We start from the raw sequence: 25,752 nt of genomic DNA, 5'->3' as shown, positions 1-25,752 counted from the left end.
GGGGGTTTAGAGGCCCAGCTCGTCCGGCACGGGCAGGTCCTTGTCCAGCAGGTTCCGGGCCAGGAAGTGCTCGACGACGCCGTACCAGACCTTGGCATGCTGCGGCTGCAGGATCCAGTGGTTTTCGTCCGGGAAGTACAGGAACCGGTGCTCGGTCTCGCCGTTCTCGTCGGCCGCCAGCTGCGATTTGGACAGCAGCTCGTACCAGAGCCGCAGCCCCTCCCCAATGGGCACCCGGTAGTCCTTGTCGCCGTGGATGACCAGCATCGGGGTGCGGATGTTCTCCACGTGCAGGTGGGGCGAGTTCTCCGCGGCCATCTCCACGGTCATTTCCTTGAGCCAGTACTGCGCGGCGTCGGTGGTCGGACCGAACTGGTCCAGGGCCCACAGGCTGGCATGCGTGACGATCGCCTTGAACCGGTCCGTGTGCCCGGCCACCCAGTTGGCCATGTAGCCGCCGAAAGACCCGCCCATGGCCGCGGTGCGCGTCTCGTCGATGTCGGCGCGCTGCTCCACGGCGTCCGTGATGGCCATCAGGTCCTGGAAGGGTGCCTTGCCCCATTCGCCCCAGCCGCGCTGGATGTGAGCCTGGCCGTAGCCGGTGGACAGGGCCGGGTCCGGGAGCAGGACGGCGTAGCCGCGGGCCACCAGCAGCCACGGGTTCCAGCGCCAGGTCCAGGCGTTCCAGGATCCCAGCGGGCCGCCGTGGATCCAGAGCAGCAGCGGGGCCGGGTTGCCGGCCGAGGCGCCTTCCGGCAGTGCGAGGTAGCCGGGAACGCGGTCGCCGGTGGCGGACGTGGTTTCCACCCGCTCCAGCGTGCCGCGGTAGGCCGGGCGGTCGGCGGGCGCCGGCAACCTGGTGACCTCGCCGCTGGCCAGGTCGATCCGGACCGCTTCGGCGGGGAATTCGTAGGAGCTACGCAGGGCGTAGGCCGCCGTTCCGTCCGGCGAAACCGAAAGATCGGTGTACGCGGCGGCGTCGGCCGTCAGGCGCACCGGGGCCGCATCGCCGGCTGCGTTGCCTGCGTCGTCGGGCACGTCGATCCGGAATACCGGGGACGCGCCGTCGTCGTCCGCGGTCACCAGCAGGGCAGAACCGTCCGGCAGCCAGGCGGCGGGGTGGGGCCAGCGGTCCCAGTTGTGCGCGAGCGGAGTCAGTTCCGCGTCCGGGGTGCCGAGGTCGAGGAGGTGCAGTGACACCCGTGGCGCCTGTTCCGGCGTGGTGTCGGATTCGCTGACCACGGCGAGGGTCCGGCCGTCCGGGCTGACCGGGCCGGGGAAGTAGCTCATGCCTTCGGTGTCCAGCAGGACCTGCCGCGTGCCGGTGGCGACGTCCACGGCCACCAGCATGGTCCGGGAGTCCGCGTTGGCCAGGGGCCGGGTGAAGGTGCTGTAGAGGGTCTTCCCGTCGGGGCTGACCACGGTTTCAGCGTCGCGCAGCCCGTTGCCGGCATCCGGGGTCAGGTTCCGCAGCTTGACCGGGGCCGCGGCGTCCACGGTCGCGGGCTTGCCGGGTTCCGGCTGGTCCCCGGGTACGACGGCGAAGAGGCGCGGCTGGGCGGGGCCCAGGTCCGCGTCCCAGTACCGCACGGGATAGCCGCTGTGCAGGATCGCGGCCACCTTGTTGTCCTGCCTGGCCTTGCGGCGCTCCTCGTCGTTATCCTCGCCGGTGGACCCGGCGAGGACTGAGGCCGTGACGAACAGTGCGTCCGCCTGTTTAGCGGCCAGCAGGCCGCTAACGCCGCCGGCCCGTGACAACGCAACCCGGGCCTCGCCGCCGTCGGCAGGAAGGACCCAGAGGGCATTGACCGGATCGGCGTCCGGGCTTTCCGGGTCGGGACGCGCGGAAGTGAAGTAGAGGCTGCCATCGGCGGCGAACACGGCGCCGGCCTCCCCCTTGGCGCTGCGCGTGATCCGCCGGGCCTGCTTCTTCCCGGCCGGATCCAGTTCCCAGAGGGCGGTGCGGTACTCGGTGCCCTTGTCGTTCAGCGTGGCCACGGTGGTGACCAGCCTTCTGCCGTCCGGGCTGAGGGCCAGGCCGCTGACCCTGGGGATCGCGAGGTAGTGGTCCAGGTCGTGGAACGGGGTCTCGGGCTGTTCAGCCGGGGTCTGCATGTCAGTAGAAGCCATGCCCCGATTCAACACGCCTTGTGCCCCGGATCACACTCCGTTCACTGAGAGTGAAACACTCACTTCAGACTGAAATGCTGCCGAATCGGAGCGGACTTTCAGGGAGTGTTGGCATGATGGGTCCATGAACCCTGAAAAGTCCTTGCCCCGACGCTCCCTACTCCTTGGTGCCGGCGCCCTGGGCGGCAGCGCCTTGGGCCTCTCGGCCTGCGCAGGTTCGCCCGCTGGGCCGCCGTCGTCCTCAGCGGCAGCGGGCCCGTCGGTGCCGGCTGGCACCGCCGTCCGGATCGGCAAGTTGAGCGAGGTGAAGGTCGGCTCCACCGCCACGGGAAACATCAATGGCAAGACGGTGGTGATCTTCCGGCAGGATGACAAGACCGTCGTGGCGTACGACGCGGCCTGCACCCACGCCGGCTGCCCGGTGGCCCCGGCCGGACAGGACTTCCAGTGCCCGTGCCATGGATCCTCCTTCAAGGGCTCCGACGGCAGCGTGGTCAACGGTCCGGCACAGGCGCCGCTGGCGAAGCTGAACGCGGCCATCGACGGCGAGTGGATCACGGTCAAAGCCTGAGGCCTGCCGGGCAGGACCGACGCGGGCCGACGCAGGACAGACGGCAGCACAGACGCACAGAGGGCCCCGGCCGCTTCCTGGGAAGCGGCCGGAGCCCTCTTGCATTCGTAGCTTTTGCGCCTAGACGCTCGGAGCGATCTCCGGGATGCGCGGCTTGGCGTTACCGGCGAAGGTGAACTTCGCCTCGTCGCCTTCACCCTCGACGTCCACCACCACGATGTCGCCGGAGTGCAGTTCGCCGAAGAGGATCTTCTCGGAGAGCTGGTCCTCGATCTCGCGCTGGATGGTCCGGCGCAGCGGCCGGGCGCCCATCGCGGGATCGTAGCCGCGGGTGGCGAGCAGCACCTTGGCCGCGGGCGTGAGCTCGATGCCCATGTCCTTGTCCTTGAGGCGCTTCTCGAGGCGGTTGACGAACAGGTCCACGATCTCGATGATCTCGTCCTGGGTCAGCTGCGGGAAGACCACGACGTCGTCAACACGGTTCAGGAACTCGGGGCGGAAGTGCTGCTTGAGCTCCTCCGTGACCCGGGCGCGCATCCGGTTGTAGCCGGTCTGCGTGTCCGTGCCGGACTGGAAGCCGGTTGCAACGCTCTTGGAGATGTCCCGGGTGCCGAGGTTCGTGGTCATGATGATCACGGTGTTCTTGAAGTCCACCACACGGCCCTGGGAGTCGGTGAGGCGGCCGTCTTCGAGGATCTGCAGGAGCGAGTTGAAGAGGTCGGCGTGGGCCTTCTCCACTTCGTCGAACAGGACCACGGAGAACGGACGACGCCGGACCTTCTCGGTCAGCTGGCCGCCTTCCTCGTAGCCCACGTAGCCCGGAGGGGCACCGAAGAGCCGGGACACGGTGTGCTTTTCCGAGTACTCGGACATGTCCAGCGTGATGAGGGCGTCTTCCTCGCCGAACAGGAACTCCGCGAGGGCCTTGGCGAGCTCGGTCTTGCCGACGCCGGTGGGGCCGGCGAAGATGAACGAGCCGCCCGGGCGCTTCGGATCCTTGAGGCCCGCACGGGTGCGGCGGATCGCCTGGGACAGGGCCTTGATGGCCTCGTCCTGGCCGACAACACGCTTGTGCAGTTCGTCTTCCATCTTCAGCAGGCGCGAGGACTCTTCCTCGGTCAGCTTGAAGACCGGGATACCGGTGGAGTTCGCCAGCACCTCGGCGATGAGATCCTCATCCACCTCGGAGATGTCGTCCATGCCGCCGGTCTTCCACTGGCGTTCCTTCTCCGCACGCTCGGCAATGAGCTTCTGCTCCTTGTCGCGCAGTGCGGCGGCGCCCTCGAAGTCCTGCGCATCGATCGCGGATTCCTTCTCGAGCTTCATGGCCGAGATCTTCTCGTCCATGACCTTGAGCTCCGGCGGGGCGGTCATGCGGCGGATGCGCAGCCGCGCGCCGGCCTCGTCGATCAGGTCGATGGCCTTGTCCGGCAGGAACCGGTCCGAGATGTAGCGCTCGGACAGGCTGGCCGCCGAAGCGAGTGCGCCGTCGGTGATGGTCACGCGGTGGTGCGCCTCGTAGCGGTCACGCAGGCCCTTGAGGATCTCGATCGCGTCGGCGACGGAGGGCTCCTTGACCTGGATCGGCTGGAAGCGGCGCTCCAGGGCGGCGTCCTTCTCGATGTGCTTGCGGTATTCATCCAGGGTGGTGGCGCCGATGGTCTGGAGTTCGCCACGGGCCAGCATGGGCTTCAGGATCGACGCGGCGTCGATGGCGCCCTCGGCGGCACCGGCACCCACCAGCGTGTGGATCTCGTCGATGAACAGGATGATGTCACCACGGGTGCGGATTTCCTTCAGCACCTTCTTCAGGCGCTCTTCGAAGTCACCGCGGTAGCGGGAGCCGGCCACCAGGGACCCGAGGTCCAGGGTGTAGAGCTGCTTGTCCTTGATGGTCTCGGGGACGTCGCCGCGGACAATCGCCTGGGCGAGGCCTTCGACGACGGCGGTCTTGCCGACGCCGGGCTCACCGATCAGCACCGGGTTGTTCTTGGTGCGGCGGGAAAGGACCTGCATTACGCGTTCCATTTCCTGCTCGCGTCCGATCACCGGGTCAAGCTTGTTCTCCCGGGCGGCCTGGGTCAGGTTGCGGCCGAACTGGTCGAGGACCACCGAGCCGGCCGGGGTGCCTTCAGCCTGGCCGGAGCCGACGCCTGCGCCGGTGGTTTCCTTGCCCTGGTAGCCGGAGAGCAGCTGGATGACCTGCTGGCGGACACGGTTCAGGTCCGCTCCGAGCTTGACCAGCACCTGGGCCGCGACGCCCTCGCCCTCACGGATGAGGCCGAGCAGGATGTGCTCGGTGCCGATGTAGTTGTGGCCCAGCTGCAGGGCCTCGCGCAGCGAGAGTTCCAGCACCTTCTTGGCCCGCGGCGTGAAGGGGATGTGGCCGGACGGGGCCTGCTGGCCCTGGCCGATGATCTCCTGCACTTGTTCGCGGACCCCGTCGAGCGAGATGCTCAGGGATTCGAGGGCTTTGGCGGCAACACCTTCACCCTCATGGATCAGGCCCAAGAGGATGTGTTCGGTACCGATGTAATTGTGGTTCAGCATGCGTGCCTCTTCTTGGGCAAGCACAACTACGCGACGGGCACGGTCCGTAAATCGCTCAAACATTTCGCCACACTCCTAGCTACGACGTACTTTGATGCTACGTGGCGGAGTTCGAGATTTGTGGCTTGTTCGCCACGGGGGAAACCGTGGGTCTCCGCGGCGGGGTAGCGGGGCCAGGACGCCGCCACCGCGCCGCCTCCGGCGAGGGCCTGCGGCCGCGCCCCGTGGCCCCGGGCCGGGGAGCGGCCTCCGCGGACGGAAAGGCCCGGTGAGGCTGCACCGGCTGGTGGAAATGGGGAAGCCCCCGCCGGAGGGCGGGGGCTTCCTCATATGCAATTGCTCCGGGGTGCTGCACCCGGCATGGCCGCTGCTAGGAATTTGCCTTTTGGTAGGCTTCCTGAATTTCGGCCTGGATACGGCCGCGGCTGTTTACGGCATAACCGTTGTCCCGGGCCCACTGGCGAATCTGCGCCGAGTCCTGGTTACGGCCGCCCGCAGCTTTTGTCCGGGTAGCCCGGCCGCTTGATGTCTTTCGCGCGTGGGACACATACCGCTCGACTGCCGAGCGTAGTTCCGACGCATTGCCCGACGACAAGTCAATTTCATAACTGACGCCATCAAGGCCAAACCGGACAGTTTCGTCCGCGGATCCCCCATCCAGATCATCAACAAGGATGATTTTAACTTTCTGTGCCATAAAGACTCTCTTTTCAAAAGGTCGAGTTTTTAGAAAAGCAGGATGTATCTGAAGAAATTATCCATCTTTATATGGCTCAGAGTCAAAGTGAAAATGGTTGCCCAAAGGAAATCCGGGCAGGAATAGCCCGCCGGTATTACGGCTGTTCGGGGGAATGCCCGGACCCGGCGGCGGGATTTTGCTCCGGACCGCGGGCGGAAGCCTCCGCCTGGGCCCGCGCCTCTGCCTTGCGCTCGGATTTGTCGGCATTAAAAATCGACTTCATGGCGAACCAGAAGAGGAGCCCCACCACAACGGACGGGAGCAGGACGGCAATGTATTCCATAATCAGTTGCCTTCGGGCTTGAGCAGCGGGAAGAGAATGGTCTCGCGGATGCCGGCGCCGGTGAAAAGCATGACCAGCCGGTCGATGCCGAGGCCGATGCCGCCCATGGGCGGGGCACCGTATTCAAGGGCCCGGAGGAAGTCCTCGTCCAGCTGCATCGCTTCGACGTCGCCCGCGGCGGAACGGCGCGACTGCTCCGTGAGCCGTTCACGCTGGATCACCGGGTCGATCAGCTCGGAGAACGCGGTGCCGCGCTCCATACCGCCGATGATCAGGTCCCAGGCCTCGATCAGCCGGTGGTCCTCGCGGTGCTGGCGGGCCAGCGGCTGCGCGGAGGGCGGGTAGTCGTAGACGAACGTGGGGTTGAGCAGGGTGGGCTCGACCAGCTCGCCGAAGAGCTCCACCACGAGCTTCTCGGCGTCCCAGGCCGCATCCACCTTGACCTCGTGCTTGGCCGCGATGGCCAGCAGTTCCGGAACGGTGGTGTCCGGGGTGATCTCCTGGCCCACGAAGTCGGACAGCCCCGGGTAGACGGCCATCCAGGCCCAGTCGCTGTCGAGGTTGATCTCCCCGGCCTCGGTCTGGAGCACGCGGCCCACGCCGGCGGCGTCGGCCGCGTCAAGGATGAGTTCCTTGATGCGGTCCGCCATCACGAACTGGTCGGCCCAGGCCTCGTAGCTCTCCAGGGTGGTGAATTCGGGGCTGTGGGTGGAGTCGACACCCTCGTTGCGGAAGACCCGGCCCATGTCATAGACGCGGTCGATTCCGCCCACCACGGTGCGCTTGAGGTACAGCTCGGTGGCGATCCGGAGGGTCATTTTCTGGTCGAACGCGTTCATGTGCGTCTCGAACGGGCGGGCCGTGGCGCCGCCGTGCACCAGCTGGAGCATCGGGGTTTCCACCTCCACGTAGCCCTGGCGGTGCAGGGTTTCGCGGATGGAGCGGGTGATCGCGGCGCGGGTGTAGACCATCTCGCGGGCCTCGTCGCGGACGATCAGGTCCACGTAGCGCTGCCGGACGCGGGTTTCCTCGTTCAGTTCGGCGTGCAGCACGGGAAGCGGCCGCAAGGCCTTGGACGCCATGGACCAGGAATCGGCCATCACGGAGAGTTCGCCGCGGCGCGAGGAGATCACCTCGCCCTTGATGAAGACGTGGTCGCCGAGGTCCACCAGGGACTTCCAGTCGGCGAGCGCCTCTTCGCCGACGTTGGCCAGGCTGACCATCACCTGCAGCCGGACGGCTTTCCCGTCCAGGCCGCCCTCCTGCAGGGTGGCGAAGCAGAGCTTGCCGGTGTTGCGGATGAAGACGATGCGGCCGGTCACGCCGACGACGTCGCCGGTGGTTTCATCGGCCACGAGGTGGGCGTACTTTTCGCGGACTTCGGTCAGCGAGTGGGTGCGCTCGACCCCCACCGGGTACGCCTCGACGCCGCGCTCGATCAGCTTGGCGCGCTTCTCCATACGGACCAGCGTCTGTTCGCTGGCATCGTGCGGCTCGGCGGCGTTGTTCGGGACGGGGGCGTTTTGGGAAGTCACAATCCCTAAGTTTACCGGGCGTTCAGCCCCCTCCGGTCCGGCGGGCACGGGAATAGACTCGAGGCTGTGGAGACAAGCACGATTCCGACGGACGACGGCGCGGGGCACCTTGAGGTGCACAGCTTCCCGCCCGCGCCGGAAGCGGCCGCCGGGGCCGGCGTCGTGCTGGTGCACGGGACCCTGGTCACCGACGCCCTGTACCGATCCTTCGCCCGGAGCCTGGGCCGGCTGCTCGGCCGTCCGGTGCACAGTTACAACCGCCGCGGCCGCGCCGGTTCCTCGGCCCAGCCCGCGGACTATTCGGCGGCCACGGAAGTGGCTGACCTCGCCGCCGTGCTCCGGCACACCGGTTCAACCGACGTCGTCGCCCACAGTTACGGCGGCTTCGTGGCGCTCCAGGCTGCCCGCACCCACCCCATCCGCCGCATGGTGACCTACGACGCGGCGGTGTCATTGGCGGGGAACCTGGCCAGCCGCTGGCGGCCGGAACTGGAACGCTCGGTGGCGGCCGGGGAACTAGACAATGCGTGGGCGCTCCTGGTCCAGGGCCTCGAGACCGCGGGTCCGGTGTCGAGGCTGCCGCTGGGTGCCCTGCGGATGCTCAGCATCCTCTCGGCCCGGACCACCCTCGGCGCGGAAATGCGGGAACTGCTGCCCACGGCCGTCGCCGAGATGCGTGCCGTGCTGCCCGCCGACGCCGGGCTTGCGGACTTCGCCGCCATCACCGCGCCGACGCTGATGCTCACCGGCGGGTGGAGCCCGGCCTACTTTGCCGACACGGGGAGGCAGCTGGCGGCGGCCGTCCCCGCCATTGAGTTCGCCTCGGTCCCGGGCCAGCTGCACGAAGGACCGATCCGGCCCGGGAACCGGCGGCTCGCGCTGATAGCGGCCAGGTTCCTGCTGGACGGGGTGGACATTCCGGCGCGGCTCAGGATCCGCCGCCGGCTGCGGCAGGCCCGCTGACTTCTGGCACTAGAATCGGGGGCGACCTATGTCGAAAGGACCCCCTTGGCCAAGCTCTACTTCCGCTACGGCGCGATGAACTCCGGCAAGTCGACGGGCCTGCTGCAGGCCGCCTTCAACTACGAAGAGCGCGGCCAGCGGGTGCTGCTGGCCAAACCGGACATCGATACCAAGGGCGACGCCGACGTCGTGTCCCGGCTTGGGATGACCCGCTCGGTGGACTTCCTGATCCCGGCCGGGGCGTCGACGAGGCAGCTGTTCTCGGCCCAGGCCCACGGGGACGATCCCGACGCCCTCCTCCAGCACGTGGACACGCCGCCCGTGGCGTGCCTGCTGGTAGACGAGGCGCAGTTCCTGGAGCCGGAGCAGGTTGACGACCTCTTCCGCATCGCCGTGCTGGACAACGTTCCGGTGCTGGCCTACGGCATCCGCACGGATTTCCGCACCCGCGCCTTCCCGGGGTCCCTGCGGCTCCTGGAAATTGCGCACACCCTCGAAGAGCTCAAGACCATCTGCCGGTGCGGCCGGAAGGCCATCTTTAATACCCGCCGGATCGGCGACCACGTGGTGTTCGACGGCGACCAGGTGGCCATCGACGGGCAGGACGCCTGGTACGAGTCGCTCTGCGGCTCGTGCTACCTCGAGATCTCCGGCGGCCGGCTGGGCAGCTGAAGCCGTCCCTGCTGTGCGGACCCGGGCGGCTCGGCTAGGCTCGGAGCATGACCCGCGAGAACATCAGAACCCCCGACGGCGGCACCCTTGAGCTTTTCAGCACGGGCGCGGAGCTAGCCGCGGCGGGTTCCGGCGTCGTCGTCGTCCCGGCCTCCATGGTGACGGCCGCCGACTACACCCGGTTCGCGCAGAAACTCAGCGCCGCCCTGGGCCGCCCGGTCCATACGTTCAACCGCCGCGGCCGCGGCTCCTCGTCCCCGCAGGCGGAGGACTACACACTGGACGCGGACATCCGCGATCTCGACGCCGTGATGAAGCACACCGCCAGCACGGACGTCTTCGGGCACAGCTTCGGCGGGGCGGTGGCGCTGCACGCCGCCAGGACCCTGCCGGTGGAACGCCTGGCGGTGTACGACCCCGCCGTGTCGGTGAACCACAGCGTTTCCGCCGACTGGATCCCGGAGTACGAGCGCCTGACCGCCGCCGGCGACGACGACCGTGCCCTCGCCGTCCTGGTGCGCGGCCTCGAGACCGGCAGCGCGCTCTCGAGGATGCCGCTGTCCATGCTGACGCTGGCGAACAAACTGACCGCCGGCACGCCCGTCGGCAAGCAGCTGCGCGAACTGATGAAGACCGGCGTCCGCGAGATCAGGGCGATCATCGCGGCGGACATGCCGGCCGAGCCGTTCCTGGAGCTGCCGCTGGAGACGCTGATCGTTGTGGGCGAAAAGAGCCCGGCATACTTCGGGGTGGCCTGCGGGCAGATCCATGACGTGCTGTCCGGCTCCAGCTACACCATCCTGCCGGGCATGGGCCACGACGGCGTCAACAAGGCCCCGGACAAGCTCATCGCCGAACTCAGCGACTTCTTCGCCGGCTAGGCCCACGCCGGGCCGGCCGGCTGCCGGACCGGCGCCCGCGGACGCCGGCTGCGGTCAGTGCCCGCCCGGTCCCGCGGCGCCTTCGGTCTTGCGCATCAGGGCCGCGAGTACGACGGCGGCGAGCGCGATGGCCGCTGCGGTCAGGAACGCCGCGTGCATACCCGCGGTGATGCCCGAGCCGGCCGAGACGACGGCGAAGATGGAGACCAGCAGGGCCGTGCCGGCAGCGCCAGCGACCTGCTGCAGGGTGCTCATAATGGCCGAGCCGTGCGAGTAGAGGTGCGGCGGCAGCGGGTTCAGGCCCGTGGTGAAGGCCGGGGTGAACAGTAGGGCCAGGCCCAGGCTCAGGGTGACGTGCAGCGCGATGATCCAGCCGACCGGGGTCTGGGCGTCCAGCGTCGAGAACTGCCACAGTGACAGCACCATCAGCACGGACCCGGTCACGGTCAACGGCAGCGGACCGAACTTGTCGAACAGCCGGCCGATCACCGGGCCCAACAGGCCCATCGCGAGTCCGCCCGGGAGCAGGGCGAGTCCGGTTTCCAGTGACTTGAGGCCGCGGACTTCCTGCAGGTACAGGGGCAGCAGGATCACGGCGCCGAACAGGGCGATCATCGCGACCACCAGCAGCAGCACGGACACGGTGAACATCCGGAAGTTGAACGCGCGCAGGTCCAGCAGGGGCGCGTCGGAGCGCTGCAGCCGCACCTGGCGCAGGACAAAAGCCAGGAGTGCGACAACGCCGACGGCCAGCGCTGCGACCGCACCGGTGGCGGCACTGCCCTGGCTGCCGCCGATCTGGCTCAGCCCGTAGACCACACCGCCGAACGCCGGCACGGTCAGGATCACGGAGAGCGCGTCCAAGCGGGTTTTTTCCTTTTCGCCGATGTTGCGCAGGAACCGGGCGCCGATGCCGAACGCGAGCAGGGCGATGGGCAGGACGAACACGAACATAAAGCGCCAGGAGAAGTTCTGCAGGATCAGCCCGGAGACGGTAGGTCCCATGGCCGGTGCGACGGAGATCGCAATGCTGACGTTCCCCATCACGGCGCCGCGCCGGGAGACGGGCACCAGGGTCAGGATGGTGGTCATCAGCAGCGGAAGCATAATCGCGGTGCCGCCGGCCTGGACGATCCTGGCCAGGAGGAGCACCTCAAAGCCCGGGGCGACGGCGGCCAGCAGGGTGCCGCCGGAGAACAGTCCCATGGCGAGCATAAAGACAGCGCGGGTGGAGAGTCGCTGCAGGATGAATCCGGTGGTCGGGATGACCACGGCCATGGTCAGCATAAAGCCCGTGGCCAGCCATTGGACGGTGGGGGCATCAACGTTCAGGTCCACCATCAGCCGCTGCAGGGCAACGTTCATGATGGTTTCGTTGAGGATCACCACAAAGGTCGCCACCAAAAGGGTCGCGATGATGGTGACGGACTCCCGGGACAGTTTCTCCGGCGCGGCCACCCCCGCGGCGGGGCTTACCGTGGTCTGCGCGGGGTCGCTGGGTGCGCTGGGCGAGACATCTGTAGACATGGTGTTCCCTCAGGGAGTTGAGACGGGGGTTCGGCGCGACGGCGCTGCCTCAGTTGCCAACCATTCTATTCGCCCGCTCATTCCCGCCGCGGGTCAGGAATCCAGGGGGACGTTGTCGATCAGCCGCACCGGCCCGACTTTGGCCGCGATGAGGACCAGGCCCTCGCCGCGGAACGGGGTCTCCCGGCAGTTCTCCGCGAGCGGTTCGAGCGTGCGCGGATCCACGACGTCGAAATAGTCCAGTTCCACGAGCGGCTGCGATTCCACCAGGGCCCGGGCGGAGTCTAGGTCCAGCGGCTGGTGGGCGTTGGCACGCTCCTCGACCAGCCGCAGCGCCCGGGACAGGACCAGGGCGGCGTCGCGTTCGGCCGCGGTGAGGAACCGGTTCCGGCTGGAGAGCGCCAGGCCGTCCGGGGAACGGACGATCGGGACGGGCACGATTTCCACAGGGAAGTTCAGGTCCGCCACCATCCGCTGGACCAGGGTCAGCTGCTGGGCGTCTTTCTGGCCGAAGTACGCCCGGTAGGCCGCCTGCCCCGCGCCCGGCAGTCCGTAGTGCAGCAGCTTCGCGACCACCGTCAGGGCGCCGTCGAAGTGCCCAGGCCGTGAGGCGCCCTCCCACTTGTTGGCCAGGGCCCCCGACGTGATGCGCACCATCGGTTCCCCGCCGGGGTAGACCTCCTCGACAGAGGGGGCGAAGGCAAGATCCACGCCCTCCGCCTCGAGCAGGGCCAGGTCCGCGTCAAGGGTCCGCGGGTAGCGCTCAAGGTCCACGGCCTCGCCGAACTGCAGCGGGTTGACGAAGATGCTGGCCACCACCACGTCGTTTTGTTCGACGGCGGTCCTGGCCAGCTGGGCGTGGCCCTCGTGCAGGGCGCCCATGGTGGGGACGAGCCCCTGCGAGCTGCCCCGTTTGGCGGTGAGCAGCCGTGCGCTTTCGGCGCGCAGCTCGGCAGCCGTGGTCACGAGCCGGATAGCCATGTCAGGGTCCTTCCTCGGGGATCGGGCCGCCGGCGCCGGGCGCCTCGAGCGCCCGCTGGATACCGTCGGCCTGTCCTGGCTTCAGCAGGCCGCGGCTTCCGGCCCTGCGGGCCGTTGCCCGGGCCATGGCCAGGTACGCGTCAAGAATATCGCCGCCGGAGCCGCGGTCGAGTTCGCGGAGTGCCTCCGTGTGCGCGGCGACCGTCCCCGCATCCCCGCGGGCCACCGGACCGGTGAGGGCCGACTCCCCCGAGGCGAGGGCGTTTTCGAGGCTGGCGCGCAGCAGGGGGCCCAGCATACGTTCCGGGGCGTCGACGCCCACCTCACGCAGGAGTTCGGAGGCCTGCGCCACCAGGGTGACCATGTGGTTCGAGCCGTGGGCCAGGGCCGCGTGGTACAGGACGCGGTCCCCCTCCGCGATCGCTACCGGCTCCGCCCCCATCTCGACCACCAGGGCCTGCGCGATGGGCAGCATTGCCGGGTCGGCGGTGACACCGAAGCTGCAGTCAAGCAGCCGGGTGAGGTCAAGGCTCATCCCGGTGAATGTCATGGCCGGGTGCAGCGCCAGGGGCACGGCGCCGGCGGCGCGGACCGGACGCAGGATCCCGACGCCGAAGCGGCCCGAGGTGTGGGCCACCAGCTGCCCGGGCTGCCACGCACCCAGCTTCGCGAGACCCTCGACGAGCGGGCCCAGGGCGTCGTCCGGGACGGCCAGGAGCACCAGCTCGGCGCGTTCCACGATGTCCTGCACCTCGAGGATGGGAACGCCGGGCAGCAGGGTTTCCGCGCGTTCGCGGCTCGCTTCCGAGACCGCGGAGACCCCGACGACGGCGTGCTCTGCGGCGCGCAGCGCAGCCCCCAGGACGGCGCCCACCCTGCCGGCTCCGATGATTCCGACGCCGAGGCGTCCTGGCTTAGGCATGCTGCGGCCCTTCCGTTGGTACGTGGTTCTCCGGACCGGGTCCGGGGTGGTTGGTGCCGGCACGCCAGTGTTCACTGGTTTGCCGGCGCCGGGCAGTCCGGGCCCGGGCGGCCTGCGCGTTGAGCAGGTCCCGTGCCTCGTCCAGCCCGGCCTGGATCAGCCGGGGCACCACCGGCCCGGCCGTGGTGTGGAGGACGAGGTCGGCCACCCGGAAGCGCCGCGCCACCGGGCCTTGCTGCAGGGCGATCGACTGGGTCCGCTGGTGCGGAACGAGGACCAGCTGGCGCCACCAGCGGCCGGACCGGAGCAGCAGCGCGGTCTCGGTGGCCGCGAAGCCGTTGCGCCGCCAGCCCAGTGGTGCCAGCAGGCGGGCACGGCGCGGGGTGGTGACAAAACCGCCGTCGTCGGGTGCCCCCGGCACGGCAGGCCGGGCACCGGGCCCGTGCGACCGGCCGGTGCCCGCGAGGCCGGTCAATCCCGCCGTGAACACCCGCGCCGGGTCCGGGGTGCCGGGATCGGGCAGGACTAGGGAGAGCATGGTGAACACCTCAGCGTAGGTGCCGACGGGCAGCAGGGTGGTCCGGGACGAGCCCTCGCCGTTGCCGCCGGAGGTTCCGTACCCGGCCACATTCACCTGGATCCGGTACCAGCCGAACACCCGCCACAGCGGCGGCTGGAGAACCCGCAGGGCCTGGATCCGTCCCGGCGGCAGGGTCTGCGCCAGGGTGTCCAGCAACCCGTAGCGGAGCCGGATGCCGTCGGGGGAAATGGCGGCCGTGAAATTGAACCCTTTGTTGAACGAGTTCCAGTACGCGGMTACCAGGCCGAGGCCGGCCGGGATCAGGTACAGGTAGAAGCCCCTGTTCTCGGTGACGGCGGACAACAGCACCGACGCCGCGGCACCGAGGACAATAGCCACGCTCTGCTCGCTGAGCACCAGGGAGCCCAGCAGGCGTCCCGGCGGCACGGTCAGCACGGTGTGCTCGGGCGCCTCCACCGCGGGGGCCGGCGGGCGGCCCGCGGCCGGTTCCGGGTTCGCGGCAACTTCTGGAGTTCCGGGAGTTCCGGGGATTCCGGCTGCCGCCGGGGCGCCACCGGCGGGTGTGGCGCCGCCGGCGGCGCCGGCGAGGATGGTCGCGCGGAGCTGGCGGGCCTCATCCGCGCGCAGGTACGCCAGGTGTACGGCGGACTGGCCGGCGTCGGCCACTTCGAACCGGAGCTCGGCGAGCCCGAAGATCCGGGCCAGCAGCGGCTGCACGACGTCGATGGCCTGGACCCGGTCCAGCCTGGCCTGGCGCTGCTGCTTGAACAGGAACCCGCTGTTGACCCGGACGTAGCCGTCGGCGACCTGGTAGCGGGTGAAGTACCAGCTCAGCACAAACCCCAGGACGGTCAGCAGCAGTACCCCGCCGCCGCCGAGCAGCAGCCACGGCGCCCGTCCGGCGAACCTGTCGTCAAAGACCGGCCCGCCCTGGAGCAGGCGTTCAAAGGAGTCCCGGCCGAAGAAGACAAACATCGCGGCCAGCGCCACCCAGCCCCGGACAAAGGGCGACGCCGGATGGACGCGCCGCCAGTCCTCGCCGTCGGCGGTCACAGTCCGGCCAGACGGGCCTCGCCGCGGGCGGAGAGCTGTTCGCGCAGCCGCGCGCCCTCGGCCGCCGGCAGGCCAGGGATCTGGGCGCTGGTACCCGCAGAGGCGGTGTGGAGCTTGACGGTGCACAGGCCCAAGGCGCGTTCCACCGGACCGGCCCCGATGTCGACGTACTGCATCCGTCCGTAGGGCACCACCAGCACCCGCTGGAAGAAAATGCCGCGCCGGATCAGGAGATCGTCCTCGCGTTCGGCATAACCGATGGACCGCACCTGGCGCGGGATAAGCACCAGCCGCCAGATGGCAACCAGGAGGGCGGCGGCCGGCACGGCGATGGCGAGCCACAGCGGGGGCCAGTCCCAGGCACCGCCCAGGACCAGGATCAGGGGCAGGGACAGGAGGACGACGGCGGCTAGGTTGCCCAGCGCCCACCCCGCCACCCGGACCGGGACGTACCGCGGCGACACCCGCCGCCAGTCCACCCCGGGCGGGTCAATCGCCTCGGTACGCATATTCGCCCTCAGCCTTGGGTTTGCCGCGTTTGCCCTGCACCCCGGGGGTTCCCTCGGCGTCGCCGTCCTCGGGGGGAATCCGGCAGAAGCGCTCCACGAGCAGGCCGACCACCACCATGGCCAGTCCGCCGCCGGCCATCGCCAGCGTTTCCCAGGTGATGGACTGGCCGCTGCGCACGTTCCAGAGCCTCAGGTGGTCGAAGAAGATTCCCGCGTGCCAGCCCAGCAGGACCGTTCCGGTGTAGGCGCAGGCCTGGGCGAGGACCAGCGTCCATGCGGCCAGGATCGGGTTGAGCAGTTTCTTTTTCTTGCCGTTGCGCCAGCGGAGGACGCGGATGCCCAGGATCAGGGTGGCGGCCACGATCACACCCATGGTGACCAGGGCTGTCAGCGGGAGCACTGGTGTGTCCAGGCTGTAGCGGGCGGCAATCAGGGCCGCCAGCCAGCCGAAGACGGCCACCGAGACACCAATGACCAGCAGCAGGAGCGGGTTGATGAGCTTCACGAGGCCTCCGCCGCGCCGGCTGCACCGGCCACGCCGCTGGGGTCCTCGAAGCCGTCGAACGGTTCGAGGTCGGGGAAGTCGGGGGCCTTCACGGCGAGGTCCCCCACCCGTTCACCGTTGAGCTCGGCCGCGGGGTCGATCAGGGACCAGGGGTACAGCACGAAGGCCCGCTGCGCCACGCGTGGGTGCGGGAGCGTCAGGTCGGGGTCGGAGCTCACCACGTCGCCGTAGGTGATGATGTCCACGTCCAGGGTGCGCGGGCCCCAGTGGACCTCACGGACGCGCAGGTGCTTCTGCTCCACCGCGTGGCAGTGCTCCAGGAGCTCTTCCGGGGACAGCGAGGTTTCGACGGCGATGACCATGTTCAGGAAATCCGGCTGGTTCGGCGGCCCGCCCACGGCCTTGGTCTGCACGATCGGGGAGATCGCGAGCAGCCGCACTTCCGGCGGATCGACGAGGTCGGCGACGGCGGCGGAGAGGGTGTCGTTGCGTGCCCCCAGGTTGCTGCCGAGGGCGATCACGGCGCGGGTGTAGCACGCAGTGGGCAGGCTCATGGCCGTCCCCTGTGCACGCTGACGGACACGTCGCCGAAGTCGACCTCGATGGGCGCCTTCGGCTTGTGCACGGTGATGTCGACGGCGGCTACCGGGAAGCGGCGGAGAACGTCGTCGGCGATCCGGACGGCGAGGGCCTCGATCAGGTTCAGCGGCGTCCCGGTGATCCACCCCTTGATGCACTCGGCCACCTCGCCGTAGTGCGCGGTGTCGAGGACGTCATCGCTCGCGGCCGCCGGGCCGAAGTCCAGGTGCAGCACGGCGTCGACGACGAACGGCTGGCCGTCGCGGCGTTCGAAATCGAACACCCCGTGATGTCCGACGGCGGTGACGCCGCTCAGTGTGATCCGGTCCATGGTGTGCCCGGCCTAGCTGTTGCCGGGCACGGCCGGTACCGGCGCGGGGGCGATGCGGGCGGCGACCTTGACGGCGTCGAGGCTGGGGCCGACGTCGTGCACGCGGACAGCCCACGCACCGCGGTAGGCGCTGATCGCTGTGACCGCTGCGGTGGCGGCGTCCCGCTCTTCGGGCTGGGCGGCCTTGCCGGCGACGGTCAGGAGGCTGCCCAGGAAGCGCTTCCGGGACGCGGCGACCAGGACCTTGTGGCCCATGGCCTGCAGCACGTCGATGTTCTGCAGCAGTTCCCAGTTCTGCGCCTCGTTCTTGGCGAAGCCCAGGCCCGGGTCCAGGATGAGCTGCTCCGGGGTGGCTCCGGCGGCATACAGTTTGTCGCGGATGCCGGCGAGCTCGGCGGCGACCTCTTCGGCGACGTTGCCGTACTCGGCCAGCGAGTCCATGGTTCCGGCGTCGCCGCGGCGGTGCGTGAGGACGTAGGGCGCGTTGCTGCGGGCCACCAGCTCCAGCATTGCCGGTTCGATGGTCAGGCCGGAGACGTCGTTAATGATTGTGGCGCCGGCGGCGAGGGCGGCCTCGGCGGTGGCCGCGTGGGTGGTGTCGATGCTGACCAGCGCACCGGCCTTGGCCAGCGCCTCGATCACGGGCAGGACCCGTTGCTGTTCCTCCTCGACGCTGACCTCGGCGGCACCGGGCCGGGTGGACTCCCCGCCGACGTCGATGATGTCCGCGCCGGCGTAGCACATCCGCAGGCCGGCGGCGATGGCGGTGTCCGGGGTCGCGTGCCGGCCGCCGTCGCTGAAGGAATCCGGGGTGACGTTGAGGATCCCCATCACGAGCGTCCGGTCCGTGGGCAGGTCCTTGAAGCTGGCGGCCGGGCGCGGCTTGCGCAGCACGGGCAGCGGCGAGGTGGCAGGTCCGGTTCCAGGGGCTGCGGCGAGGGAGTCCATAGTCTGTTTTTGTTACCTTCCGAGAATGAGGCTCATGGCTTCGGCGCGGGTGGCCGGGTCATGCAGCTGCCCGCGGACCGCGCTGGTGACGGTCTTCGCACCGGGCTTGCGGATGCCGCGCATGGACATGCAGAGGTGTTCGCATTCGACGACGACGATCGCGCCGCGCGGCTTGAGGTGGGTGACGAGGGCTTCGACGATCTGGGTGGTCAGCCGCTCCTGGACCTGCGGGCGGCGGGCGAACATGTCCACCAGCCGGGCCAGCTTGCTCAGCCCGGTGACCTTGCCGTCGTGGGAGGGAATGTAGCCGACGTGGGCCACCCCGTGGAACGGCACCAAGTGGTGCTCGCAGGTCGAGTAGAACGGGATGTCCTTGACCAGCACCAGTTCCTCATGGTCGAGGTCGAAGGTGGTGGCGAGGATTTCCGCCGGGTCGTGGTGCAGTCCGGCGAACATCTCCGCGTAGGCCTTGGCCACCCGCTTCGGGGTGTCCTGCAGGCCGCTGCGGTCCGGGTCCTCGCCGATGGCCAGCAGGATCTCGCGGACCGCCGCCTGGATCCGCGGGCGGTCCACCTTGGAGCCGTGCTGGTCGGAGGCCTCCGCCGGCCCTCCCACGGGGAGGGAACCGGCGGTGGCGGGAACGTCGTCGTCGTCGAAGTAAGAAGTCACAGAAGAAGCCTAGCCGGGATGGCCGTCAGGCCCCAGATCCGTAACGCCGCCCTCGAAAGGCTCCTGCCCGGGCACTCCCTGGGCGTGCGGCGGCCGGGCGTCGAGGGGTTCCTCGAGCCGGGCCTCCTTGGCTTCTTCCTGCGCCTCGCGCTCGGCCTTTTCCCGGCGGGACTCGACCGGTCCGACCGCCTGGATGGGGCGGCTCTCCTTGGACAGCCAGATCTCGCGGAAGTCGCGCTTCCGGATGTCCGCGAACACCTGGGCGATCTCGGCCTGGTTGAGGGTCTCCCGTTCCAGCAGCTCCACGGCCAGCTGGTCCAGGACGTCGCGGTTCTCGACCAGGATCGCGTAGGCCTCGTCGTGGGCGTTCTCGATCAGGCGGCGCACCTCCTCGTCCACCACATAGGCGATCTGGTCCGAGTAGTTGCGTTCGTGGCCGGCGTCGCGGCCCAGGAACGGCTCGCCGCCGCCCTGGCCGAGGCGCACGGCACCAACACGCTCACTCATACCGAATTCGGTGACCATCTTGCGGGCGATCCCGGTGGCCTTCTCGATGTCGTTCGAGGCGCCCGTGGACGGGTCGTGGAAGACGAGTTCCTCGGCCACACGGCCGCCCATGGCGTAGGCCATCTGGTCCAGGAGCTCGTTGCGGGTCACGGAGTACTTGTCGTTTTCCGGGACCACCATCGTGTAGCCCAGGGCGCGGCCGCGGGGCAGGATGGTGATCTTGGTGACCGGGGCGGAGTTCCGCAGTGCCGCCGCCACCAGGGCGTGGCCGCCTTCGTGGTAGGCGGTGACCTTGCGTTCATGTTCCTTCATGACCCGGCTGCGCTTCTGCGGGCCGGCCATCACCCGGTCGATTGCCTCGTCGAGGGCGCGGTCGTCGATCAGGTTGGCGTTCGAGCGGGCCGTGAGGAGCGCCGCCTCGTTGAGCACGTTCGCGAGGTCCGCACCGGTGTAGCCGGGGGTCTTCTTCGCAACGGCCTTGAGGTCGACGCCGGGCGCCATCGGCTTGCCCTTGGCGTGGACCTTCAGGATCTGGTCGCGGCCGATCAGGTCCGGGGCCTCAACCGAGATCTGCCGGTCGAAGCGGCCCGGGCGGAGCAGGGCCGGGTCGAGCACGTCGGGCCGGTTGGTGGCCGCGATGAGGATGACGTTGGTCTTGACGTCAAAGCCGTCCATTTCAACCAGCAGCTGGTTGAGGGTCTGCTCGCGCTCGTCGTTGCCGCCGCCGATGCCGGCACCACGGTGCCGGCCGACGGCGTCGATCTCGTCGACGAAGATGATGGCCGGCGAGTTGGACTTGGCCTGTTCGAACAGGTCGCGGACACGGGAGGCGCCCACGCCGACGAACATTTCGACGAAGTCGGAACCGGAGATCGAGAAGAACGGCACGCCTGCCTCGCCGGCGACGGCGCGGGCCAGCAGGGTCTTACCGGTGCCGGGAGGACCGTAGAGCAGCACGCCCTTCGGGATCTTGGCGCCCACGGCCTGGAACTTGGCCGGTTCCTGCAGGAATTCCTTGATCTCCTGGAGTTCCTCCACGGCCTCGTCGGCGCCGGCGACGTCGCTGAAGGTCACCTGCGGCATGTCCTTGTTGACCATCTTGGCCTTGGACTTGCCGAACTGCATGACCTTGGAGCCGCCGCCCTGCATCCTGGAGAGCAGGAACCAGAAGAGCACGCCCAGCAGCAGGACGGGCACCAGCAGGGAGAACAGTCCGGAGAACCAGTTGCTCTCGACGGGCTGGTCGGTGAAGCCGCTCGGCGGTTTCGCGGCCGTCACGGCCTTGACGACGTCGGTCGCGCGGGCGTTGACGAAGTAGAACTGGACGTTCTTGCCCTTGTTCTGCCCGTCCGCCTGGTAGTCGTCCCGCAGCACCAGGTCCACGCGGTTCTCGGCGTCGAAAATTTTGGCCTGTTCCACCTTGCCGGTGGACAACATTTCCAGTCCCTTGTCGGTATCGACACGGGCGGAGCCGCCCGGGGCCAGGGTTGCAAAGGCCAGCAGGAGCATGCCGATAACGACGACAATCCAGATGCCCGGGCCCTTGAAGAAACTCTTAGCTTTCATCTGATCGGGGGCTGGCCCCGTCCCTCCTGGTAGTGCTGCACGGCGACCGAATTGCGCGCGTGTGGTGCTGCGTCAGGTTCTAGCTATACACCGTCGCAGTAAGTCACGCACGGTCACGGCCAAAAGTTCCCTGTCGGCGTAGCGGAGGGCTGTGCGGGGGCCGGACAGACCCGGCGGCGGGCCGGCGGGAACCGCCGGGGCTTACTCGTAGACGTGCGGCGCCAGGGTGCCGACGAAGTCCAGGTTGCGGTACTTCTCGGCGTAGTCCAGGCCATAGCCGACGACGAATTCGTTCGGGATGTCATAGCCGACGTACTTGACGTCGATCTGGACCTTCGCGGCGGTGGGCTTGCGGAAGGCGGTGCAGATTTCCACCGAGGCCGGTCCGCGGGATTCCAGGTTGGTCTTGAGCCAGGAGAGGGTGAGGCCGGAATCGATGATGTCCTCGACGATCAGGACGTCTTTGCCCATGAGGTCGGTATCGAGGTCCTTGAGGATGCGGACGACGCCGGAAGACTGGGTGCCGGAGCCGTAGGAGGAGACGGCCATCCAGTCCATCGACACGTGGCTGTGCAGGGCGCGGGCAAGGTCAGCCATGACCATCACGGCGCCCTTGAGCACACCGACGATCAGCAGATCGCGGCCTTCGTAGTCCTTGTCGATCTGGGCAGCGAGTTCTGTGATCCTGGTCTGGATCTGCTCCTTGGAGTACAGAACGTGCTTGAGGTCTGCCTGGACGTCGTTTGAATCCACCAATGGCTCCTGTGTAGATGCGGGGGTGCGACTATTTGTGCGGCGGTTTTTGAGGCCGGAATACAAGCTTCCCACAGCGGGCGCCCTCGCGGGGACCGGCGGCGGGACCGGACTGCCCGGCCGCGGTCAGCTGGGCCAGCGAGAGCCGGTACACGCTCACACCGCCGGGCAGCTCCACCGGCCCGGCGGAGCCGTGCCGGCGCAGCAGTGCCTCGGCCGCCAGCAGCCGCTGGTAGCTGGGCTGTTGGCCGCCGACGGCGGCAGCCGCTTTCGCGATCACCCGGAACCTGATCGCCGGGGCGAGTTCGCCCAGCTCGGCTTCGGGCAGGGCGATCTCCCCGCCGGTCCGTTCCTGCAGGCGGACGAAGGTGTCATTCGCCACAGCCTCGAGGTAGTCGGCGTCCAGCTGCAGGATGGACGCCGTCCGGGCCAGCGACTCGGCGACTCCCGGGCCGAGTTTGTCCTCCAGCATGGGCAGCACCTCAACCCGGGTCCGGGACCGGGCAAAGGCCGGGTTCTCGTTGCTCGGGTCATGCCACGGGTCCAGTCCCTCCACGGCACAGATCTCGAGGGTGTCGTCGCGGCGCAGGCCCAGGAACGGCCGCAATAGGTGCCCCCGGGCGGGCCGCATACCGGCGAGCGAGCGGGTTCCGGACCCGCGTGCCAAACCCAGGAGGACCTGTTCGGCCTGGTCGTCGAGGGTGTGGCCGAGCAGGATGGCGGTGGCGCCGGCGTCGTCCGCGGCGGCTTCGAGGGCAGCGTGCCGGGCATCCCGCGCGGCGGCTTCCGGCCCAATCCCGGATGAGGCGACGTCAACTGTCCGGACCTGGACCGGGGAGAGCTCCAGCTCGCGCAGCACCGCGGCGGCCGCGGCGGCAACGTCAGCGGACCCGGGCTGGAGCTGGTGGTCCACCACGACGGCGCCGACCGATACGGGGTGGCCGTCCACGTGGCCGCGGCGGCCGAAGTACGCGGCGACGGCGGCGAGGGCGAGAGAGTCCGGGCCGCCGCTGCAGGCCACGAGGACGCGTGCGGGGTAGCCGGCGTCGGCGAGGGCGTCCTGCAGCATTTTCCGGGCTTTGCCGACGACGGGCGCCAGCCTGCCGGGCCGGCGTCGTTCCCCGGATGCGGCGGGGAGGTCCGGTGGGGTGTGGGAGGGCACGTGGATTAGAGCCCCATCCGGTCGAGCCAGAGCTTGGAGTCGTGGATCTCCGGCTCGGTGGGGAGGTGGTCCGCTGACTCCCAGACCCGGTTGAAGCCCTGCATTCCGGCGGCGTCCACTACTTCCCGGACGAACTTGGAGCCGTCGCTGTACTGCCGCATCTTCGCGTCCAGGCCCAGCAGGCTGCGGATGAATTTCTCGATGGCGCCCCGGTCCTGGCCGCGGGCGTTGAAGCGCTGGCGGATCGTCTTGACGGAGGGGACGATGCTTGCGTCCACGGCGTCCATCACCACGTTCGCGTGGCCCTCGAGCAGGCTCATCACGGCCGTCAGGTGCGAGATCGCCGCGCGTTCCGCGGGGTCCTGCAGCAGGTCCAGGATGGCGCCGCGGCCCGGTGCCGAGCCGGTGGCGGAGCGGTCCTTGAGCGCCTTCGCGGCCGCGGCGGCGCGCTCCATGATGGAGTCGACGTTGCCCAGCAGGTGGACGCTGAGGTCCTCGATTTGTTCGAGCATGTGGTGCCGCAGCCACGGGGCGGCGGCGAACTGCACGCGGTGGGTCTGCTCGTGCAGGCATACCCAGAGCCGGAAGTCCTCGGGCGCGACGTTCAGCTCGCGCTCCACGGCGACGATGTTCGGCGCCACCAGCAGGAGCCGTCCAGCGGCAGGGGCGGTGGAGTTCGGGGCGAGGGCGGAGAAGGGGTCGTACTGGCCCAGGACCTTGCTGGAGAGGAAGGCCAGGATCGCGCCCAGCTGGCTGCCGGTGATGGCGCCGCTGACGCTTGCCGCGCCCGGGCTCACCGCGCCGCGGCGGCTCTCGAGCATTTTCTCGATGGCCGGCTGCAGCATCACGGCGAAGCTCTGCGTGTTCGCCTTGGCCCAGGATGCGCGGTCCACCACCAGGACGGAGGAGTCACGGAGGTCGCGGGCGGCTTCGAGGCCGGTGATGTCGTGCACATGCGGAACCGAAATATCCGCCATCAGGCGCAGGTTCTCCACCGCGGCCCCGATCTCGGCGGACTTCAGCGGCGGTCCGGCCGGGGTGAGCCGCGCGGCCGTGGACGCGGCGAGGTCCCAGTTGATAAGGGCCTGGGCCCGGGCTGATGTCTCGGTTGATGTCTCGCGCGAAGAGGACTCCATAGCCCCCATCAGATCACAGGGGGCCGACGATCCGCCTTAAATTCGTCGGGCGGCGAACGCACCCAGCCGCCGGCCGGCCCCGGCCCGCGGCCCGTTTCGACGGTTCCCTGCCGATTAGACGTCTCCAGGCGCCGGATACGCGGGGAACCGTCGAAACGGCGCCCGTCAGCGGCAGCCGCAGGCCGCCAGCACCGAGGCGGTCCGGTCCAGGGCCACCTTGTTTCCGGCCGCCCCGGGGGTGAGACCGTTGCCAATGAAGGAGAAGACCAGGAGCCGGCCGTCCGCGTCCACGACGTAGCCGCTGAGTGCGATCACAGTGTTCAGCGTCCCGGTTTTGGCCCGGACCAGGCCGGCGCCGCGGGCGGTGCTGGTGTCCGTGTAGCGGCTGCCCAGTGTTCCGGTCAGGCCGGCCACCGGGAATCCGGCCAGGGCGGCGCGGAGGCGGGTGTCGGGTCCGGAGGTCATGGCGCGGACGACGGCGGAAAGCTGCCGGGCGGAGACGTGGTTGTCCAGGGTCAGCCCGGCCAGGTCCGCGGCCCGCAGCGTGGCGTCGGGGATTTTCAGGTCGTCGACCTGCTGCAGCACGGCGGCGATTGCACCCTCGAACGTGGCCGGCTTGTTGCTCGCCGCCGCGACCATCCGGCCCATCACCTCGGTGAGGTAGTTATCCGACGTCCGCAGCAGGAGGTCAACCTGCTGGCTGACTGTCGCGGACTGGACCTCGGCCAGGACGGCCCCTGCCTGTGCGCCGGCCTGGCCGGTGGCTGCGGGTTTTGGCGCCGCGGCCACCCGGGCGACGCCGGGCTTCACGGTGATCCCGGCAGCGGCCCCGTTGGCCGAGAGCCGGTCAGTGAACGCCGCGGCGGCCGTCATGGCGGCGTCCCGCGGGCGCGGCCCGGTGGTGACGGCGGGGTCGAAGCGCGCCGAGTTGAGCGCGAGCGGGAACAGCGGCGCGATCTCGCCGGCCGCGACGTCGTCCGGGCTCCAGGCCGGGCTGAGCGAGGGACCCTTGAACAGGGTGTCGTCCAGCAGCACGGAAACCGGGCCGGAAACCCCGGCCTTGCGCAGCGCGGCAACGGTCGAGGCCGCTAGCGTGTCCAGGCCGGCATGACCCAGGACCGCGTCCGGCGCCGACTTGCCGGCGCCCAGCAGGACGTCTCCCCCAGCGGTCAGGACCACGGTACCGGGCGTCGGGCCGGCCACCACGGTAGTGCTGAAACGCCGGTCGGGGCCCAGTGTGCGGAGCGCGGCGGAGGCCGTCAGGAGCTTGATGTTGGAGGCGGGGGCACGGAGCTCGTCGCCGGAACGGTCAAAGAGGACGTTGCCGGTGATGGCGTCCTGCACCACCCCGCTGAAAGAACCGGCGCCGTCGGCCTTCAGGGTGGCTGCGAGCTGGGTGGCGAGGACCTTGGCGTCGGGCACAGGGGCCCCGTCCGTGAGCGGACGCCGCCCGCCGACCGAGGACGACCCGCTGCCGCCGGCAGCGCTGAGGGTCGCAGGCACCTGCTGCCAGGAGCCCGCCGGGGCCGGCTCCGGCGGCAGGGCGGGGCCGGTGAACCCGGGGCTGACGGCGATGCCTGCCGGGATGCCGAGGACCACCACCAGGAGGGTCAGGAGCAGCATCGGGGCCGTGCGCCCCAGCCTTCCGGGAGCCGGAGGCGTGCCGTCATGGCCCTGTGTGCGTTTCATGCTGGTGCTGGTCCTTTAGTCCCGAAATGTCCCCACTAGTTCCTGAAACC

At 69.2% G+C, this 25,752-nt stretch carries 24 protein-coding genes; 4 read left to right on the top strand and 20 right to left on the bottom strand.

Annotated elements, in window-relative coordinates; translation table 11 throughout:
* Nucleotides 1–6: 6 nt before the first annotated feature.
* Nucleotides 7–2,130, bottom strand: coding sequence for an alpha/beta fold hydrolase (locus AC1DHY_RS08945; RefSeq protein ID WP_476877868.1), 2,124 nt, complete (start codon nucleotides 2,128–2,130; stop codon nucleotides 7–9).
* Between the two features lie 124 nt (nucleotides 2,131–2,254).
* On the opposite strand from AC1DHY_RS08945, the gene AC1DHY_RS08940 reads away from it, so the two are divergent.
* Nucleotides 2,255–2,701 (top strand): Rieske (2Fe-2S) protein, encoded by a 447-nt coding sequence (locus tag AC1DHY_RS08940; protein ID WP_476877869.1) that lies wholly within the window; start codon nucleotides 2,255–2,257, stop codon nucleotides 2,699–2,701.
* A 120-nt stretch (nucleotides 2,702–2,821) separates the two neighbouring features.
* On the opposite strand, the gene AC1DHY_RS08935 is transcribed toward AC1DHY_RS08940, so the two are convergent.
* The 4 genes from AC1DHY_RS08935 to lysS all read right to left on the bottom strand — a co-directional run bounded on the left by AC1DHY_RS08935 (nucleotide 2,822) and on the right by lysS (nucleotide 7,808).
* A complete protein-coding gene (locus AC1DHY_RS08935; protein ID WP_476903505.1) occupies nucleotides 2,822–5,314 on the bottom strand; it encodes an ATP-dependent Clp protease ATP-binding subunit in 2,493 nt (830 codons plus the stop codon).
* 307 nt (nucleotides 5,315–5,621) lie between these two features.
* Complete coding sequence (locus AC1DHY_RS08930) at nucleotides 5,622–5,948, bottom strand: histone-like nucleoid-structuring protein Lsr2 (RefSeq protein WP_476903504.1); 327 nt, start codon at nucleotides 5,946–5,948, stop codon at nucleotides 5,622–5,624.
* A gap of 136 nt (nucleotides 5,949–6,084) precedes the next feature.
* Nucleotides 6,085–6,273, bottom strand: a complete 189-nt coding sequence (locus AC1DHY_RS08925) for a hypothetical protein (RefSeq protein WP_476878551.1) — start codon at nucleotides 6,271–6,273, stop codon at nucleotides 6,085–6,087.
* Nucleotides 6,274–6,275: 2 nt separating this feature from the next.
* On the bottom strand, nucleotides 6,276–7,808 hold the full coding sequence (gene lysS, locus AC1DHY_RS08920) for a lysine--tRNA ligase (protein ID WP_476903503.1): 1,533 nt from the start codon (nucleotides 7,806–7,808) through the stop codon (nucleotides 6,276–6,278).
* 66 nt (nucleotides 7,809–7,874) lie between these two features.
* Here lysS and AC1DHY_RS08915 point away from each other — a divergent pair, with 66 nt between their 5' ends.
* The 3 genes from AC1DHY_RS08915 to AC1DHY_RS08905 are packed head-to-tail and all read left to right on the top strand — an operon-like array spanning nucleotide 7,875 to nucleotide 10,324.
* Nucleotides 7,875–8,771, top strand: coding sequence for an alpha/beta fold hydrolase (locus AC1DHY_RS08915; RefSeq protein ID WP_476878549.1), 897 nt, complete (start codon nucleotides 7,875–7,877; stop codon nucleotides 8,769–8,771).
* A 45-nt stretch (nucleotides 8,772–8,816) separates the two neighbouring features.
* Entirely contained in the window at nucleotides 8,817–9,443 is a 627-nt protein-coding gene (locus tag AC1DHY_RS08910; protein WP_476878548.1) for a thymidine kinase, read from the top strand.
* A 47-nt stretch (nucleotides 9,444–9,490) separates the two neighbouring features.
* Nucleotides 9,491–10,324, top strand: a complete 834-nt coding sequence (locus tag AC1DHY_RS08905; RefSeq protein ID WP_476903502.1) for an alpha/beta fold hydrolase — start codon at nucleotides 9,491–9,493, stop codon at nucleotides 10,322–10,324.
* A 54-nt stretch (nucleotides 10,325–10,378) separates the two neighbouring features.
* Here AC1DHY_RS08905 and AC1DHY_RS08900 read toward each other — a convergent pair whose 3' ends face one another.
* The 15 genes from AC1DHY_RS08900 to dacB all read right to left on the bottom strand — a co-directional run bounded on the left by AC1DHY_RS08900 (nucleotide 10,379) and on the right by dacB (nucleotide 25,702).
* Nucleotides 10,379–11,851 (bottom strand): MDR family MFS transporter, encoded by a 1,473-nt coding sequence (locus AC1DHY_RS08900; RefSeq protein ID WP_476903501.1) that lies wholly within the window; start codon nucleotides 11,849–11,851, stop codon nucleotides 10,379–10,381.
* Nucleotides 11,852–11,944: 93 nt separating this feature from the next.
* A complete protein-coding gene (gene panC, locus AC1DHY_RS08895; protein WP_476903500.1) occupies nucleotides 11,945–12,832 on the bottom strand; it encodes a pantoate--beta-alanine ligase in 888 nt (295 codons plus the stop codon).
* A gap of 1 nt (nucleotide 12,833) precedes the next feature.
* Nucleotides 12,834–13,754 (bottom strand): Rossmann-like and DUF2520 domain-containing protein, encoded by a 921-nt coding sequence (locus AC1DHY_RS08890; RefSeq protein WP_476878544.1) that lies wholly within the window; start codon nucleotides 13,752–13,754, stop codon nucleotides 12,834–12,836.
* Nucleotides 13,747–15,270 (bottom strand): PH domain-containing protein, encoded by a 1,524-nt coding sequence (locus tag AC1DHY_RS08885; protein ID WP_476903567.1) that lies wholly within the window; start codon nucleotides 15,268–15,270, stop codon nucleotides 13,747–13,749. The genes AC1DHY_RS08890 and AC1DHY_RS08885 overlap by 8 nt, the downstream gene beginning before the upstream one ends.
* A 74-nt stretch (nucleotides 15,271–15,344) precedes the next feature.
* On the bottom strand, nucleotides 15,345–15,857 hold the full coding sequence (locus AC1DHY_RS08880) for a PH domain-containing protein (protein ID WP_476878543.1): 513 nt from the start codon (nucleotides 15,855–15,857) through the stop codon (nucleotides 15,345–15,347).
* Nucleotides 15,838–16,362, bottom strand: coding sequence for a DUF3180 domain-containing protein (locus AC1DHY_RS08875; RefSeq protein WP_476903499.1), 525 nt, complete (start codon nucleotides 16,360–16,362; stop codon nucleotides 15,838–15,840). Before AC1DHY_RS08875 ends, AC1DHY_RS08880 begins: the two co-directional genes overlap by 20 nt.
* Nucleotides 16,359–16,916 (bottom strand): 2-amino-4-hydroxy-6-hydroxymethyldihydropteridine diphosphokinase, encoded by a 558-nt coding sequence (gene folK / locus AC1DHY_RS08870; protein ID WP_476878541.1) that lies wholly within the window; start codon nucleotides 16,914–16,916, stop codon nucleotides 16,359–16,361. Before folK ends, AC1DHY_RS08875 begins: the two co-directional genes overlap by 4 nt.
* On the bottom strand, nucleotides 16,913–17,272 hold the full coding sequence (gene folB, locus AC1DHY_RS08865) for a dihydroneopterin aldolase (RefSeq protein WP_476878540.1): 360 nt from the start codon (nucleotides 17,270–17,272) through the stop codon (nucleotides 16,913–16,915). The genes folK and folB overlap by 4 nt, the downstream gene beginning before the upstream one ends.
* Before the next feature lie 12 nt (nucleotides 17,273–17,284).
* The gene (folP, locus tag AC1DHY_RS08860) at nucleotides 17,285–18,220 is read right to left on the bottom strand and encodes a dihydropteroate synthase (RefSeq protein WP_476878539.1); all 936 of its coding nucleotides are present in this window, start codon (nucleotides 18,218–18,220) and stop codon (nucleotides 17,285–17,287) included.
* A gap of 12 nt (nucleotides 18,221–18,232) precedes the next feature.
* Complete coding sequence (gene folE, locus AC1DHY_RS08855) at nucleotides 18,233–18,835, bottom strand: GTP cyclohydrolase I FolE (RefSeq protein ID WP_476903566.1); 603 nt, start codon at nucleotides 18,833–18,835, stop codon at nucleotides 18,233–18,235.
* Nucleotides 18,836–18,898: 63 nt separating this feature from the next.
* Nucleotides 18,899–20,962 carry an ATP-dependent zinc metalloprotease FtsH gene (gene ftsH, locus AC1DHY_RS08850; protein ID WP_476878538.1) on the bottom strand — a complete coding sequence of 688 codons (2,064 nt, stop codon included), beginning with the start codon at nucleotides 20,960–20,962 and terminating at the stop codon, nucleotides 18,899–18,901.
* A gap of 201 nt (nucleotides 20,963–21,163) precedes the next feature.
* Complete coding sequence (hpt, locus tag AC1DHY_RS08845) at nucleotides 21,164–21,715, bottom strand: hypoxanthine phosphoribosyltransferase (RefSeq protein ID WP_146336115.1); 552 nt, start codon at nucleotides 21,713–21,715, stop codon at nucleotides 21,164–21,166.
* A 31-nt stretch (nucleotides 21,716–21,746) separates the two neighbouring features.
* Entirely contained in the window at nucleotides 21,747–22,784 is a 1,038-nt protein-coding gene (tilS, locus tag AC1DHY_RS08840) for a tRNA lysidine(34) synthetase TilS (RefSeq protein ID WP_476878552.1), read from the bottom strand.
* 98 nt (nucleotides 22,785–22,882) lie between these two features.
* The gene (locus AC1DHY_RS08835) at nucleotides 22,883–24,013 is read right to left on the bottom strand and encodes a zinc-dependent metalloprotease (protein ID WP_476878537.1); all 1,131 of its coding nucleotides are present in this window, start codon (nucleotides 24,011–24,013) and stop codon (nucleotides 22,883–22,885) included.
* Nucleotides 24,014–24,178: 165 nt separating this feature from the next.
* Nucleotides 24,179–25,702 (bottom strand): D-alanyl-D-alanine carboxypeptidase/D-alanyl-D-alanine endopeptidase, encoded by a 1,524-nt coding sequence (gene dacB, locus AC1DHY_RS08830; protein ID WP_476878536.1) that lies wholly within the window; start codon nucleotides 25,700–25,702, stop codon nucleotides 24,179–24,181.
* Between the last annotated feature and the right edge of the window lie 50 nt (nucleotides 25,703–25,752).

Source organism: Arthrobacter sp. 05L44 (assembly GCF_056397605.1).
The sequence above is the reverse complement of the archived record's forward strand: the minus strand, read 5'-3'. Positions and strand labels throughout refer to the sequence as shown.

Coding starts and splice junctions, on each gene's coding strand:
- folK (WP_476878541.1), bottom strand. CDS start 16,916: ATGAGCCTGCCCACTGCGTGCTACACCCGCGCCGTGATCGCCCTCGGC.
- AC1DHY_RS08930 (WP_476903504.1), bottom strand. CDS start 5,948: ATGGCACAGAAAGTTAAAATCATCCTTGTTGATGATCTGGATGGGGGA.
- dacB (WP_476878536.1), bottom strand. CDS start 25,702: ATGAAACGCACACAGGGCCATGACGGCACGCCTCCGGCTCCCGGAAGG.
- AC1DHY_RS08890 (WP_476878544.1), bottom strand. CDS start 13,754: ATGCCTAAGCCAGGACGCCTCGGCGTCGGAATCATCGGAGCCGGCAGG.
- AC1DHY_RS08900 (WP_476903501.1), bottom strand. CDS start 11,851: ATGTCTACAGATGTCTCGCCCAGCGCACCCAGCGACCCCGCGCAGACC.
- tilS (WP_476878552.1), bottom strand. CDS start 22,784: ATGCTGCAGGACGCCCTCGCCGACGCCGGCTACCCCGCACGCGTCCTC.
- AC1DHY_RS08940 (WP_476877869.1), top strand. CDS start 2,255: ATGAACCCTGAAAAGTCCTTGCCCCGACGCTCCCTACTCCTTGGTGCC.
- AC1DHY_RS08925 (WP_476878551.1), bottom strand. CDS start 6,273: ATGGAATACATTGCCGTCCTGCTCCCGTCCGTTGTGGTGGGGCTCCTC.
- AC1DHY_RS08935 (WP_476903505.1), bottom strand. CDS start 5,314: ATGTTTGAGCGATTTACGGACCGTGCCCGTCGCGTAGTTGTGCTTGCC.
- AC1DHY_RS08880 (WP_476878543.1), bottom strand. CDS start 15,857: ATGCGTACCGAGGCGATTGACCCGCCCGGGGTGGACTGGCGGCGGGTG.
- folB (WP_476878540.1), bottom strand. CDS start 17,272: ATGGACCGGATCACACTGAGCGGCGTCACCGCCGTCGGACATCACGGG.
- ftsH (WP_476878538.1), bottom strand. CDS start 20,962: ATGAAAGCTAAGAGTTTCTTCAAGGGCCCGGGCATCTGGATTGTCGTC.
- AC1DHY_RS08945 (WP_476877868.1), bottom strand. CDS start 2,130: ATGGCTTCTACTGACATGCAGACCCCGGCTGAACAGCCCGAGACCCCG.
- folP (WP_476878539.1), bottom strand. CDS start 18,220: ATGGACTCCCTCGCCGCAGCCCCTGGAACCGGACCTGCCACCTCGCCG.
- AC1DHY_RS08905 (WP_476903502.1), top strand. CDS start 9,491: ATGACCCGCGAGAACATCAGAACCCCCGACGGCGGCACCCTTGAGCTT.
- AC1DHY_RS08835 (WP_476878537.1), bottom strand. CDS start 24,013: ATGGAGTCCTCTTCGCGCGAGACATCAACCGAGACATCAGCCCGGGCC.
- panC (WP_476903500.1), bottom strand. CDS start 12,832: ATGGCTATCCGGCTCGTGACCACGGCTGCCGAGCTGCGCGCCGAAAGC.